Raw genomic sequence first — 13,011 nt, 5'->3', positions numbered from 1 at the left:
TGCAACCCGGGCTTATCGTTTATTATTTATGGTTTGTAGTTTATGGTTGTATTTCGCTTCGGATTTAGGATTTCCGGCTTCGGATTTGAAATTTATCCGCCCCGGCGGACAGGCCTGCCTGCCGGCAAGTTTGGTTCTTGTGATTTGGTTATTTAAACGCTCAGCGCTTCCTCCTAAAACCTTGTTCCCAAAAAATGCGGGAGCATCTTACGCCAGGTGGGCCAATCGTGTGAAATGTCTTCACCCCATATATCCAGCTCATGCGGTATTCCCTTATCGTGCAGCACACCCGAAAACCGCCGGTTGGCCTGCGGGTCTTCATAGGCGCCGCTGCCCGTAGCGATAATAATTTTACCTTCCCTTATACGGCTGAGATACCAGTCGTCTGTAAGATTGGGTATATAATGTATGGGGGAATTGTAGTATACCTGTTCATCATAATACCCGTTGCTGTATTCCGTAAGATCATATACACCGCTCATGGCGATGGTTCCGTTAAAAAGATCAGGACGTTTCAGGAAGAGGTTCATGGAATGCAGGGCGCCGAAAGATGCGCCGCTTATGATTACCGGTGTTTCCCATGAAGTATGATTTTTAATAAATGGAATCACTTCATTAAAAACATACTCGTTGAACTGGTTGTGCCGTATGCCTTTATGCGCTCCTTCCATATCCCTGTTCAGCCAGCTCTCATTATTCATGCTGTTAATGGAAAACACTTTTACTTTTCCTTCATTTATAAAAGGGGCAATAGCATCAATCAACTGAAAACGCTCATACTCTAAGTAATCGGCTGCCGCGGTGGGCACCAGCAATAAGACAAATCCGTAATGACCGTATGTAACAACAGGCATTTCTTTTCCCAGCGCGTGGCTGTACCATGAAGTGAGTTCTCTCTTCATACGATTATTATTGTGTTAGCGCAAGCTAATCCTTTAAACATTCCAATCACTGCTCCTGCGCTCATTCCAGCACGCCTTCTTTGATTTCCGTCCACAGATCCCTGTAACATTGCGCCGCATAACCCGACCGGGCGTATGTTTCAATAGGCGCTTTGTGTATGCCCATTTTTTCTACGTCCGAAAGGTAAGGGATATAGTTCTCAAAAAACTTTTTGTCCTTATACAGGGTCTCCATGATCTCATTATGCATATTCTTTCTCAGGTCGGCCATTGTAAAAAAGCACATCATTTTCGACAATTCAATATTCTTTTCTTTAAAATAATCCTTTACCATATTGTAGGTACGGATAGAAAGCGTAGTGGGTATTACCGGCATCAATACAATATCCGCGGCATTAAAAATATTTTCCGATAACACAGAAAACCCGGGCGGACAATCTATAAAAACAAAATCATATACTTTATTCAATGGCTGGAGAATGCTTTTCAGCCTCTTTTTAGAAGACTTCATTTCTTCCAGGATCACATCAAAACTTTTAGCGGAAAGATCGGCCGGGATAATATCTAAGTTTTCATAATCCGTAGCCATGATCGCTTCTTCGAGATCAGCATCTTTTTCAATCAGCTTTTTGATGCCGCCCTTGTGTTTGGGTTTAGACTGGTAGTAAAAGCTGGCGGAACCCTGCGGATCAATATCCCAAAGGAGGGTTTTATAACCGTCCTGCGCGGCCAAATAAGCAAAATTTACACAGGAAGCTGTTTTGCCTACGCCTCCTTTCAAATTGTAGAGTGCAATGGTAACCATACAATAAATATATCATTTTTCCGCTATTGATGGAAAGCGGGAAGGGAATTATTGCCTGTACTGCTCTGTTTCGCAATTTTTTTTTGCGGATAAAATGCTCTGTATCATCAGGGCCAACGATGCCAAATCCCTTGTGGCATTAAAAAAATGAATGGGAAATTATTAAAGTGTGGGAATACGCACCAAAGCCCACCAAACGGGAAAAACTGCTCAATCTATTAAAGAAAAGTGCTTCATAAGAGGCTGTCTCAAAAGGACCGGTATAGAAGATCTGCTACTAAGGCACAAGCACAAAGTCCTGGTCTTCAGGTTTTATTTTCTTCGTGTTTTCGTGCCTTCGTGGCAAAATATTACTTTTGAAACAGCCCCTTATTATATTGGACAGGAACGCATAAGGCTTATGATAAAATTGATGCTAAAAATATAGCGTATGTTAAAACCCATTAAAACAAATAAGGAATACGAAGCAGCCCTGCAGCGTATATATGAACTGATGCAAAAAGAGCTTAAAGCCGGAAGCAAACGCTCCGATGACCTGGAGGTGCTTTCCATACTGGTGGAGTCTTATGAAAAAAAGCATTATCCCATACCGCCGCCCCATCCTATAGAAGCCATTAAATTCCGGCTGGAGCAAATGGGGACAGATGAAAAAGAGCTGACCAGCATTTTGGGTGGACGCAGCCGCAAATCGGAAATACTGAGTGGCCGCAGAAAACTCTCGCTCAATATGATCCGGGAATTGCATGATAAACTGGATATCCCCGCAGAAACATTAATAGCCGCATACTAACAAAGTGAAATATTAATAAGGAATGTTCAGTCACTTACTTGTTCTCATTATAGCCTGGATGTAAGGAAATTGCCGGCTTTTTTACTTCGGGGAAGATGATGAATATTACTTTAAATTGTGGGGAGTAATTTAAAAACACATGAAAGAAGTCCAAAAATTATGGACGAGAGATGAATTAATATTGGCAATTAACCTGTATTGCAAATTGCCTTTTGAAAAGTAATTTTTTTAAACCATGAATATCAAATTCAGTTACCTCTATCGAGATGGCTCGAATTATAAACAATATAATGAGGTAATCTTTTCAAATCCTAATGCAATTAACGTTCTGTATATTTATCAAGCAATAAAGCAACATTTGATTAGTGGGCAATGGTTTGTTGCGAAAGATTGGGCATTACCGGATATGCACTTCAAAGAATATTTTCCGGACGCTGAGATTGATCATGATTGGCACGAATTCGAAGAGGTTGAGGAAACCCAAAGTGACCCCACGCAAGATGAAACAATTGATCATTTTCTTTCGGTGATTGCAAATGCAAAAAAATGGGAATACAAATATTGAATGGACGCACCGTTTGGTGCCTTCGCCAGACAGAAGATGATATTACCGCATTGATATAAAAGCAACAATTCGTGTACATAAAAACTTTAAGGTATGAATGGCAAAACATATTCATTATGCGAAGCTGTAGCAGACATCGCTTATATTGCCTCTAAGGAGAATTATGAAACGGCCGATAGCAGAAAAATGATTTGCCAATTTATTGAATGGGCACAAGAATTTGAATACATGCATAAGGACGTTAAATGGGGAGTAAATTTTCCTCCGGAATACATTGATTCAATAAACCATTTTACAATATTTAAAATTAAGCAATGGCGAAATTTGTAACTTTCGCCCAAGCTAATGAGTTTGCTAAAAATTAATTGGTTGTGATTAGGAAATTTGTAGGTTCTGATTATTTCATTATGGTTTAAAGGAATAATTTTTATGGCTTGGTCAAAAGATGAAGTTAGGTTAATAGTGAAGGATTATTTTGAGATGCTCCTCCTCGAACTGTCACGCCAAAATTATAATAAATCCGAACACAGGGCCTCTCTCATTCCATTTTTAAATGAAAGGACAAAAGGCTCTGTTGAATTTAAACATCAAAACATAAGTGCTGCATTAATAAATATGGGACTTCCCTTTATCAAAGGGTATAAACCACGGTTTAATTTTCAGCAAACTTTAGTTGAAGAAATAAAACATTTTATAAATGAAAATCAAATCTCCCTTGAAAAGGAGTTCGAACGATTCTCTAATGATGTAATTACAACTCAACCATATAGAGGTTTTGATTTCAAGAATTTTTTAAATGAAGAAGATGTAATATCCCAAGTAAAAGAAGATGAGCCAACTTACATGGCAATGAAGATCAATTATCTTGAAAAGGAGCAAAATAACCGATCCCTTGGCTCTGCTGGAGAAGAGTTGGTAATTGAATATGAAAAATGGCGTTTAACAATGGCAGGCAAAGAAAGCTTTGCTGATAAAGTGGAATGGATAGCAAAAGATAAAGATGATGGTGCAGGATTTGATATCCTTTCAAAAAACAATAACGGATCAGATAGATATATAGAGGTAAAAACCACAAAACTTTCAAAAGAAACACCTATTTTTTTAACAAAAACCGAATTAAGTTTTGCTACCTTAAAAGAAAGCAACTTCTATCTGTATCGTGTTTTTGATTTTGCCTCAGTCCCTCAATTTTTTATGAAGCATGGTAAGTATGAAAGTTTTTGTCAGCTTCAGCCACAAACTTTTAAAGGATATTTTTAAGAATTGGAATTATTTGCGCGCCGCGTCTGTCAGTCCAAATGAAAAACAGGGAACAAAGCCATGCGACAACTCATTTTCGTATCCCATCAACCCGGCGTTTGAAACGATACATGGCAAAAGGATGTACACGTTATAACTAACCCCGGTATGCCGGGCGAAACGAAACGCTATTATCCGCAGTTCGCCAACCTGCACCGGATCAATAGCCTTTCTTCATCTCATCCAGCTTCTTCTGCATGGTAAACATTTCATCCCTTAACCGGGCGGCTTCCATGAAGTCGAGGTCTCTGGCAGCCTTTTCCATTTCTTTTTTAATTTTTGAGATGGCTTTTTCCATTTGCGGAACGGTGTGATAGGTTTCCTGGTCTTCCGCGGCAACAGTTACCAGGTCTTCATCGGGGGCCACTGCATAAGGCTTGTTTACATCATAGCCCTTAATATCCAGCACCGATGTTTGCGCAAATACCTGCTCCTTTGATTTTATTACGGTTGCTGGAGTAATATGATGCTCAATATTATAAGCGACCTGTTTTTCCCGGCGACGATCCGTTTCATCAATGGTACGCTGCATGCTTTCCGTCATCTTATCCGCATAAAAAATAACCAGCCCGTCTACGTTTCTCGCCGCACGTCCCGCCGTTTGGGTCAGTGATTTTTCATTACGCAAAAAACCTTCCTTATCAGCATCCAATATGGCTACCAGCGATACTTCCGGCAGATCAAGCCCCTCACGCAGCAGGTTAACCCCCACCAGCACATCTATTTCCCCAAGCCGTAACTGGCGCAATATTTCTACCCGCTCCAGGGTATCTACTTCACTGTGTATATATTTGGATTTCACATTGATGCGATGGAGGTATTTATCCATCTCTTCGGCCATGCGTTTGGTTAAGGTAGTTACCAGCACCCGGTCGCCCTTTGTTATCCTTTTATCTATTTCATCTAAGAGGTCATCTATCTGGTTCACGCTTGGCCGTATTTCAATGGGAGGATCAAGCAACCCGGTAGGCCGTACCACCTGCTCTACCACCACACCACCGGTTTTTTCCAGCTCATAATCGCCCGGTGTGGCCGATACATATACCGTTTGGTTCAGCATAGATTCAAATTCATGAAAGTTCAGCGGGCGGTTATCCATTGCCGATGGAAGCCGGAAGCCATAATCAACCAGTACTAATTTCCGGCTCCTGTCGCCGCCATACATGCCGCTGATCTGCGGAACGGTTTGATGGCTTTCGTCAATGACGCACAAAAAATCCTCAGGAAAATAATCTATCAAACAGAATGGCCGCGTACCCGGCGCCCGCCGGTCAAAAAACCTGGAATAATTTTCAACCCCGTTACAATAGCCCAGCTCACGGATCATCTCCACATCATAATTCACCCGCTCGCTCAGGCGTTGCGCTTCTATGTATTTACCCTCCCTTTTAAAATATTCCACCTGCCTGTCCATTTCATCCTGTATTTCATACAGCACCTGCTGCAACTGGTCTTTGGGAGCCAGGTAAAGGTTGGCAGGAAAGATAGCCGCGTTTTCTACCGTGCTGATCCGTTTGCCGCTGCTGATCTCCAGCGTTTCTATGGTCTCTATTTCATCTCCAAAAAAGCTGATGCGGTAACCATAGTCCATATAGGGCAGGTTAATATCTACCGTATCGCCTTTCACCCTGAAATTTCCCCGGTTAAAGTCGCCCTGGCTGCGGCTATATAACGAATTTACCAACGCATGTAAAAATCCCTGCCGGCTGATCACCTGTCCCTGGTGAATGCGGATGATGCCATTCGCAAATTCAGCGGGATTACCAATACCATATATGCAGCTTACCGAAGCCACTACAATAATATCACGCCTTCCGCTCAGTAACTGTGCTGTAGCCTGCAGGCGCAGCTTATCCAGCTCCTCGTTGATGGAAAGATCTTTTTCAATGTAGGTATCACTCACCGGCATGTATGCCTCGGGCTGGTAATAGTCGTAATACGACACAAAGTATCCCACTGCATTTTCAGGAAAGAATTGTTTAAACTCACCATACAACTGGGCAACCAAAGTTTTATTATGCGTAAGCACCAGCGTGGGGCGCTGTACATTTTGTATTACGTTGGCCATGGTAAAGGTTTTACCGGAACCCGTAACGCCCAGTAAAACCTGGTCCGCCTCTCCTTCCAGGATGCCCTCTGTCAACTGGCGAATGGCTTCCGGCTGATCGCCGGCAGGCGTATATGATGAATGTAACCGGAAAGACATATTATTTTTATTCAGCAGACAGACTGATAATTTTTGCAGGGCCTTCGGTGTTCAGGTAAAAATTATCAAAGCCATTTTCAAATATTTCGTTAAGGTATTTCATGGAGAAGGACATTATTTTATCCGCGCCCTCCTGGGGCGTTATATTTTCAAGCGTATCAGGTCCATTCGCTTCTTTATAATCCCGCATCCCTAACTGGAACGAGGCAATTTCGGCAGTTTTATTTAAATAGGCGCTATGGGCTATTGTTTCCTGCTCTTCTCTAAAGGGTTCGCTGTATTCCAGATAATCTTCATCCGCATCGTACTGGATAATATCTTTTATGCCAAACCGCTTTGACTGTGCCATAAGAAAATCTTCCAGTTCAACAGCATCGTTCAACAGCGGGGATTCCTCCTCACCGGCGTCATCTTCTTCCTCTTCATCATTTCCTAAAGCCGCATTATCAATAACATCAATGCCCAAAGATACCAATTGCAATAGCAGCCTGTATTGCTTGTTGGTCAGTTCAATTTTTTGCATATTTATCGTTTATACCTGCAAAGATAAGCTGATCCTTGTTCCTGAAATTCCAGTGTGTTGTTTATCTGAATTTCACCCAAACATATTCGTCTGTGATCTTATCATTTTTGATTGCCGATTTTTGCTGCACCGCTTCAAGATGGAAACCGTTTTTCTCCAGCACCTTCATAGACGCTTTATTATATTCGAACACCCGGGCATAAAGCCGGACGAGCCCCGGAAAATTTTCAAATGTATATTCCAGCATATGTTTTATTGCTTCGGTTGCAATACCTTTTCCCCAATATGGTTCTCCTATCCAATAGCCCAGTTCCGCGCTGATCCGCGAAATGTCATCCTGTAATTCAAGCCCTATGCATCCGGCAAGCTGCCCTTCGGCCTCAATTGCCAAAACATGCGGCGGATCCTGCTTCCGGCAATATTTTATAAATGCGGCAGCGTGCTGCATTTTATATGGATGCGGCAGCCGGTCCCTTACATTGTTCCATATCTTAATATTATTAGCCAGCTCAGCTAAAAGAAAACGGTCTTTTTTTTGCCAGGGGCGTAAAGTAACCTGCATGAACGCAAATTTTATAGCTTTCGTTTTATATAACCGCTGTAATCGGGTATTACAGCTTCATACACTTCATGCATAAGATGAGAGGTCATTAAAAAGTCTGAACTGGTTCTGTTGCTTGCTGCAGGGATATTCCAAACCACCGCCAGGCGGAGCAATGCTTTTACATCCGGATCGTGCGGCTGGGCTTCCATTGGATCCCAAAAAAAGATAAGCACGTCAACTTCCCCTGTGGCAATCATGGCTCCAATTTGCTGATCACCGCCCAATGGGCCGCTCAGTACCTGTTTTACAGGCCGGTCTAACCTTTCTTCAAGCAGTTTTCCTGTAGTGCCCGTAGCGATCAGCTCATGCCGCGCCAATACAGCCTTGTTAAACTCTGCCCATTCCATAAGGTCTTTCTTTTTATTATCATGTGCCACTAACGCTATGCGTTTACGGGCGCCTAAAATGCGGGAGGTTGTCATGCATACTGTTTTATGTGGGAAAAGTAAAACCCAATTAGTGATAAAGAAGAGCCTGACTCATTTATTAATTTTATCCCTGCAATAATAAGTCATATTTTTTACTACCTGATAGCTGTTAAGCACAGATTAAAAAAGCCGTTGAAAAATGAATTTCAACGGCCAGCCTTAATAACCGTCCATTATTAAAAAGGTGAATATTATGATGCCAACTGCAATTCCTTGATCTTTTCCCTGATCTTAGCTTCAATTTCATTTGCCAGTCCCGGGTTATCAATCAGCAACTGCTTTACGGAGTCCCGGCCTTGTCCCAGCTTATCCGTATTATAGCTATACCAGCTCCCGCTCTTTTGTATGATATTCATTTCAACCCCCATATCAATAATTTCACCGGCTTTTGAAATGCCTTCACCATACACAATGTCAAATTCGGCCGCACGGAAAGGGGGTGCTACTTTATTTTTTACTACTTTAACTTTTACGCGGTTACCCACGGCCTCATCTCCGTCTTTAATCTGCGCCATGCGCCTGATATCTAACCGCACTGATGCGTAAAACTTTAATGCATTACCACCCGTAGTGGTTTCGGGGTTGCCAAACATCACACCGATCTTTTCCCTTAACTGGTTAATAAAAATACATACCGTATTGGTTTTGCTGATGGTAGCCGTTAGTTTACGCAGGGCTTGCGACATCAGTCTCGCCTGCATCCCCATTTTACTGTCTCCCATTTCTCCTTCCAGCTCACTTTTAGGTACAAGTGCGGCTACAGAATCTATGACTACCACATCTAAGGCGCCGGAAAGAATCAGGCGATCCGCGATCTCAAGCCCCTGCTCACCATAATCGGGCTGGGAGATCAGCAGGTTGTCTATGTCCACACCCAGTTTTTGCGCATAAGCGCTGTCAAAAGCATGTTCCGCATCTATAATAGCGCATACTCCTCCTTTTTTTTGCGCTTCAGCAATGATATGTATGGCAATAGTGGTTTTACCCGAAGATTCAGGTCCATATATTTCAATAACCCTTCCCTTTGGCACACCACCAACACCTAAAGCCACATCTAATCCTATTGATCCTGTAGAAATAACTTCTATCTGCTGTACGCCTTTTTCATTCATCATCATTACACTGCCTTTACCATAGTCTTTTTCAATTTTGTCCATGGTTAGCTTGAGCGCTTTTAATTTTTCATTGCTTGACATAGTTGTATGAGGTTTTTATGTACTCAAAATTAACTGTTGGATGTAAAGATATATATAAACTTATTAACACTAACAAATTTAGTAAAAAAATACTAAAATTTTTTGTTTTACCTCAATGACTTTTAAAATCCGAAGACGGAAATCCGAAATCCGAAGGGAAATACAGCCGAAAAGAACCAGGAACCAAATCACAGGAACCAAACTTGCTACCGGCAGGCAGGCTTGTCCGCCGGGGCGGATAAATTTCAAAGCCGAAGGGGAAATCCGAAGCGAAATCCCAACTGTAAACTAAAAACAATAAACTACAAATTAAAAGGAGCATTCCCCCTATCATTAGCAGTAACCCACCTTATACCCTCATACCTTATACCTTATACCCTCATACCTCATACCTTTTACCTCATACCTCATACCTCATACCTCATGCCCCATCCAAAAAAAATACCCTCTCCGGAGAGAAGGTATTACTTTATTAAAAAAGATTACATATTAGTTTTTGCGGGAATTCTGACGGCGTTTACTCCAGTTGTTACCTGGTTTAAAGCCATTGCCTTCCTGGCTTCCTACCCTGTCCATAGCGCAACGGAAACCAACCGTGCTGCTGCCCTGCGTTTCATCCAGGAAGCGGCGTGTGCCCGGGCTTAACCAGAAAGCACGGTCGTTCCAGCTACCCCCTTTAATTACCCTAGCATGGTCGCTGATTAACGTGGTTTTCCCGTAGCCATAAGTAACCTGCGAGGCAGAGTCACCATCAAGATAGTCAATTACATTACCTCTCTGGTAGTTCCGGCGGTTCTTACTTTCTTCATCGGTAACAAATTCCTTTACCACCCTGCCCAAGCTATCTCTTTCAAATTCGCTATTTTCATTTTTCTTGAATTTTTCAAAGCGGTTACCACGGTAAGGATTGAAGTCATCATTATCTATGCTGGAAAGCGGACGGTATACGTCAGCCACCCACTCATTAACATTTCCCGACATGTTATATAAACCGAAGCCATTAGGATAAAAGGCATCTACAGGACCCGGTATGGAAGCGTTATCATTTAAACCGCCTGCCACGCCCATCATATCACCACTACCACGTTTAAAGTTGGCCAGGAACTTACCCTGCCAGCTTCCATGGCGTCCATCACGCAAGCCATTAACATTCTGGCTCCAGGAGTATACCTGTTTTTCTTTAATCAGCTCTTCGCCCGAACCATTAGACTTTTTCTTTGGTTTGGGGTTTTGATTGATATAGCCATAGGCGGCATATTCCCATTCCGCTTCAGTGGGCAGCCTGTAATTCGGCAGCATATATCCGTCTTCAAAAGTTACTTTTGTTCTGGGTCTGCCGTTAGCATCCATTAAAGGATTTTTCTTGGGTTTGCCGGGTTGCGGCTGGTATAAATCTTTCAGGTAAGCCTGTGTGTTAAAGTTTTCCTGTCCCTGCCCCTGTGTTGTTTTCAACTGGTTTTTATTGATGTATCCTTTTTCAACCAGTATTCTTTCATTTACCCTATCGCTGCGCCAAAGGCAAAAATCATTAGCCTGTTTCCAGCTTACACCCACTACCGGGTAATAATTATAGGAAGGATGACGGAAATAGTACTCTACCAGCGGCTCATTATATGCCAGCTCTTCTCTCCAAACCAGGGTATCAGGCCTGGCTGCTTCTACAACTGTAGCATACTGGGGATCATCAAATACAGATTCCAGCCAGTGCAGGTATTCGCGGTAATGCACGTTGGCAACCTCTGTTTTATCAATATAAAAAGAAGAAACGGTTACACGGCGAGGTATATTATTCCAGTCTCCCATTACATCCTCGTCTGTAGCACCCATAGTAAACGTACCCCCCTGTACAAACACCAGTCCGGGACCGGTATTTTGCTCTTTTTCCTTGGATACGTTGAAACCACCCATGTTTTTATCGTTGTAGTTCCAACCGGTTACGTCCGATTTCTCGAACTTCTTCTTGCCAAAAAGTCCATTTTTACATGAACTGAAAAGCAGGGCAACTGCAGATAAAAAAAGCAAACTCTTAAAATTCAGTAGTCTTTGCATTTTGCTGGATTTAAACTAAAAAAAGATAACGGGTATACACTCTAAATATTGTATTAAAAGAAAGCCACACCCTTCCTTTTAACAGGCCTAAAGCATGATTAACAACATGCAATTTAATTACTTTACAAAAATGCCGGAGGCCTTTTGTGTTTATTAAATGCTAAACTTACAAAACCCCAGCTATTATTAAGCCAAAGTGGTGAAAATCATAGGTAAAACAATATTTATTTTTTTACCCCGTTTGTAAGAGAAGGTTTAACTGAAAGGAGGCATGGTAATTGTTAAATCTGGCCGGTTTTGAGGGATGTTAACAATTTGAAGATGAAAAGCCCTGAAAAACAAAAAACACTGTCTTACTTTGCAAATCAATTTCATAACGTATTAAACGGAATTAGAATATTGAATAGAATGCTACTTTTTTATTCTTTTTCAATCAAACACAATTTCTGATGAAACATTCATTGAGGAGATTTTCTGGTACCTGCCTGCTGCTTTTAGGAATATCGGTTAGTTCCCTTGCGCAAAGTGCCGAACCGATCAATATTGTTACCACCGCGGTTCCTTTCCTGCGTATTTCACCCGATGCCCGTGCAGGCGGTATGGGAGATATGGGCATAGCTACCACACCGGATATCAACTCACAATTTTATAATGTTGCCAAGTACCCTTTCACTAAAAGCAGTGCCGGACTTGGACTTACCTATACGCCCTGGTTAAAGGACCTGGGATTAAATGATGTGTTCCTGGCATCTTTGGCCGGGTACTATAAATTTGATGAGCAACAGGCGATCTCTGCTTCACTGCGTTATTTTAGCCTGGGTAATATACAGTTCACAGATGCTTTAGGGAATGATCTGAATCAATTTAACCCGAGGGAGTTTGGACTGGACCTTGGCTATTCCCGTAAATTATCTGACCAGTTATCCTTAGGCGTAGCGCTGCGATATATTTATTCCAACCTTGCGGGTGGGGCATCTGCCAATGGATACTCCTATAAAGCAGGTACCGCCGTAGCCGGCGATATTGGATTGTATTACACAACAGCCAATGAAGAAGGACAGGGCTGGAATGTTGGCGCTGCCTTTACCAACCTGGGCTCCAAAATTTCATATACTTCCGACGCCAGCCAGCGGAATTTTATACCCGCTAATTTTGGTGTTGGCGTTGGGCATACCTGGGTTACCAACGAAGTACATAAAATAACGTTGAATGGTGAATTCAATAAATTGCTGGTACCGGCTCCGCCCGGAAGTAATGCAGATTCTGCCGACTATGCCAAGTATAACAGCGATGGCGTGGTAACCGGCTGGTTCAAGTCATTCAGCAATAACGCACTTGCCTACTCTGTTGGCGGTGAATATATGTATAACGACCAGTTTGCTTTAAGAGCAGGCTATTATGGCGAAAGCGCCAATATGGGAAAAAGAAGCTATGTTACCCTCGGCGTGGGTATCAATTACAATATTTTCGGGTTGAACTTTTCCTATCTTCTGCCTTCGGGTAACGGGGTAAACAGGAACCCGCTTTCCAATACCATCCGTTTCAGCCTCCTGTTTAACTTTGGCGGTGAACTGGAAACGGGAAGCGATTAAAACGGAAGCCCGGCTTATTTTTTTCAGGCCCGGCAGGTTTATACTACCTGTT

13 protein-coding genes are annotated in these 13,011 nt (G+C 42.3%); 5 read left to right on the top strand and 8 right to left on the bottom strand.

Going from position 1 to position 13,011, the window contains the following annotated elements; all coding sequences use genetic code 11:
- Positions 1-173: 173 nt before the first annotated feature.
- On the bottom strand, positions 174-902 hold the full coding sequence (locus tag PLE34_RS11970) for an esterase family protein (RefSeq protein ID WP_324557230.1): 729 nt from the start codon (positions 900-902) through the stop codon (positions 174-176).
- A 61-nt stretch (positions 903-963) separates the two neighbouring features.
- The gene (locus PLE34_RS11965; protein WP_324557228.1) at positions 964-1,707 is read right to left on the bottom strand and encodes a ParA family protein; all 744 of its coding nucleotides are present in this window, start codon (positions 1,705-1,707) and stop codon (positions 964-966) included.
- A gap of 430 nt (positions 1,708-2,137) precedes the next feature.
- On the opposite strand from PLE34_RS11965, the gene PLE34_RS11960 reads away from it, so the two are divergent.
- The 4 genes from PLE34_RS11960 (at position 2,138) to PLE34_RS11945 (ending at position 4,322) form a co-directional block, all read left to right on the top strand.
- Positions 2,138-2,497 carry a helix-turn-helix domain-containing protein gene (locus tag PLE34_RS11960; RefSeq protein ID WP_324557226.1) on the top strand — a complete coding sequence of 120 codons (360 nt, stop codon included), beginning with the start codon at positions 2,138-2,140 and terminating at the stop codon, positions 2,495-2,497.
- Positions 2,498-2,732: 235 nt separating this feature from the next.
- Entirely contained in the window at positions 2,733-3,062 is a 330-nt protein-coding gene (locus PLE34_RS11955; protein ID WP_324557224.1) for a hypothetical protein, read from the top strand.
- Positions 3,063-3,155: 93 nt separating this feature from the next.
- Positions 3,156-3,392: a hypothetical protein gene (locus PLE34_RS11950; protein WP_324557221.1), complete on the top strand. Its 237-nt coding sequence runs from the start codon at positions 3,156-3,158 to the stop codon at positions 3,390-3,392.
- A 99-nt stretch (positions 3,393-3,491) separates the two neighbouring features.
- A complete protein-coding gene (locus PLE34_RS11945) occupies positions 3,492-4,322 on the top strand; it encodes a protein NO VEIN domain-containing protein (protein ID WP_324557218.1) in 831 nt (276 codons plus the stop codon).
- A 199-nt stretch (positions 4,323-4,521) separates the two neighbouring features.
- On the opposite strand, the gene uvrB is transcribed toward PLE34_RS11945, so the two are convergent.
- From uvrB to PLE34_RS11915, 6 genes are all read right to left on the bottom strand, one after another.
- Positions 4,522-6,567: an excinuclease ABC subunit UvrB gene (gene uvrB / locus PLE34_RS11940; RefSeq protein WP_324557216.1), complete on the bottom strand. Its 2,046-nt coding sequence runs from the start codon at positions 6,565-6,567 to the stop codon at positions 4,522-4,524.
- A 7-nt stretch (positions 6,568-6,574) separates the two neighbouring features.
- Entirely contained in the window at positions 6,575-7,090 is a 516-nt protein-coding gene (locus tag PLE34_RS11935) for a hypothetical protein (RefSeq protein ID WP_324557213.1), read from the bottom strand.
- 61 nt (positions 7,091-7,151) lie between these two features.
- Positions 7,152-7,652, bottom strand: coding sequence for a GNAT family N-acetyltransferase (locus PLE34_RS11930; RefSeq protein ID WP_324557211.1), 501 nt, complete (start codon positions 7,650-7,652; stop codon positions 7,152-7,154).
- A gap of 11 nt (positions 7,653-7,663) precedes the next feature.
- Positions 7,664-8,116 (bottom strand): methylglyoxal synthase, encoded by a 453-nt coding sequence (locus PLE34_RS11925; RefSeq protein ID WP_324557208.1) that lies wholly within the window; start codon positions 8,114-8,116, stop codon positions 7,664-7,666.
- Between the two features lie 197 nt (positions 8,117-8,313).
- Positions 8,314-9,318, bottom strand: coding sequence for a recombinase RecA (recA, locus tag PLE34_RS11920; protein WP_324557206.1), 1,005 nt, complete (start codon positions 9,316-9,318; stop codon positions 8,314-8,316).
- A 489-nt stretch (positions 9,319-9,807) separates the two neighbouring features.
- Complete coding sequence (locus PLE34_RS11915) at positions 9,808-11,367, bottom strand: SUMF1/EgtB/PvdO family nonheme iron enzyme (protein WP_324557205.1); 1,560 nt, start codon at positions 11,365-11,367, stop codon at positions 9,808-9,810.
- A gap of 449 nt (positions 11,368-11,816) precedes the next feature.
- Here PLE34_RS11915 and porV point away from each other — a divergent pair, with 449 nt between their 5' ends.
- A complete protein-coding gene (porV, locus tag PLE34_RS11910) occupies positions 11,817-12,959 on the top strand; it encodes a type IX secretion system outer membrane channel protein PorV (RefSeq protein ID WP_324557204.1) in 1,143 nt (380 codons plus the stop codon).
- Positions 12,960-13,011: the final 52 nt, after the last annotated feature.

It is taken from the genome of Agriterribacter sp. (assembly GCF_035445465.1).
In the GTDB taxonomy this organism is placed as follows: Bacteria; Bacteroidota; Bacteroidia; order Chitinophagales; family Chitinophagaceae; genus Agriterribacter.
Note: the sequence above shows the minus strand (reverse complement) of the source record. Positions and strands in the feature narration are given on the sequence as shown.

What these genes read in the sequence shown, in the direction of transcription:
- recA (WP_324557206.1), bottom strand. Translation starts at nt 9,318, where the DNA reads ATGTCAAGCAATGAAAAATTAAAAGCGCTCAAGCTAACCATGGACAAA.
- PLE34_RS11930 (WP_324557211.1), bottom strand. Translation starts at nt 7,652, where the DNA reads ATGCAGGTTACTTTACGCCCCTGGCAAAAAAAAGACCGTTTTCTTTTA.
- PLE34_RS11945 (WP_324557218.1), top strand. Translation starts at nt 3,492, where the DNA reads ATGGCTTGGTCAAAAGATGAAGTTAGGTTAATAGTGAAGGATTATTTT.
- PLE34_RS11955 (WP_324557224.1), top strand. Translation starts at nt 2,733, where the DNA reads ATGAATATCAAATTCAGTTACCTCTATCGAGATGGCTCGAATTATAAA.
- PLE34_RS11935 (WP_324557213.1), bottom strand. Translation starts at nt 7,090, where the DNA reads ATGCAAAAAATTGAACTGACCAACAAGCAATACAGGCTGCTATTGCAA.
- uvrB (WP_324557216.1), bottom strand. Translation starts at nt 6,567, where the DNA reads ATGTCTTTCCGGTTACATTCATCATATACGCCTGCCGGCGATCAGCCG.
- porV (WP_324557204.1), top strand. Translation starts at nt 11,817, where the DNA reads ATGAAACATTCATTGAGGAGATTTTCTGGTACCTGCCTGCTGCTTTTA.
- PLE34_RS11965 (WP_324557228.1), bottom strand. Translation starts at nt 1,707, where the DNA reads ATGGTTACCATTGCACTCTACAATTTGAAAGGAGGCGTAGGCAAAACA.
- PLE34_RS11960 (WP_324557226.1), top strand. Translation starts at nt 2,138, where the DNA reads ATGTTAAAACCCATTAAAACAAATAAGGAATACGAAGCAGCCCTGCAG.
- PLE34_RS11950 (WP_324557221.1), top strand. Translation starts at nt 3,156, where the DNA reads ATGAATGGCAAAACATATTCATTATGCGAAGCTGTAGCAGACATCGCT.
- PLE34_RS11925 (WP_324557208.1), bottom strand. Translation starts at nt 8,116, where the DNA reads ATGACAACCTCCCGCATTTTAGGCGCCCGTAAACGCATAGCGTTAGTG.
- PLE34_RS11970 (WP_324557230.1), bottom strand. Translation starts at nt 902, where the DNA reads ATGAAGAGAGAACTCACTTCATGGTACAGCCACGCGCTGGGAAAAGAA.
- PLE34_RS11915 (WP_324557205.1), bottom strand. Translation starts at nt 11,367, where the DNA reads ATGCAAAGACTACTGAATTTTAAGAGTTTGCTTTTTTTATCTGCAGTT.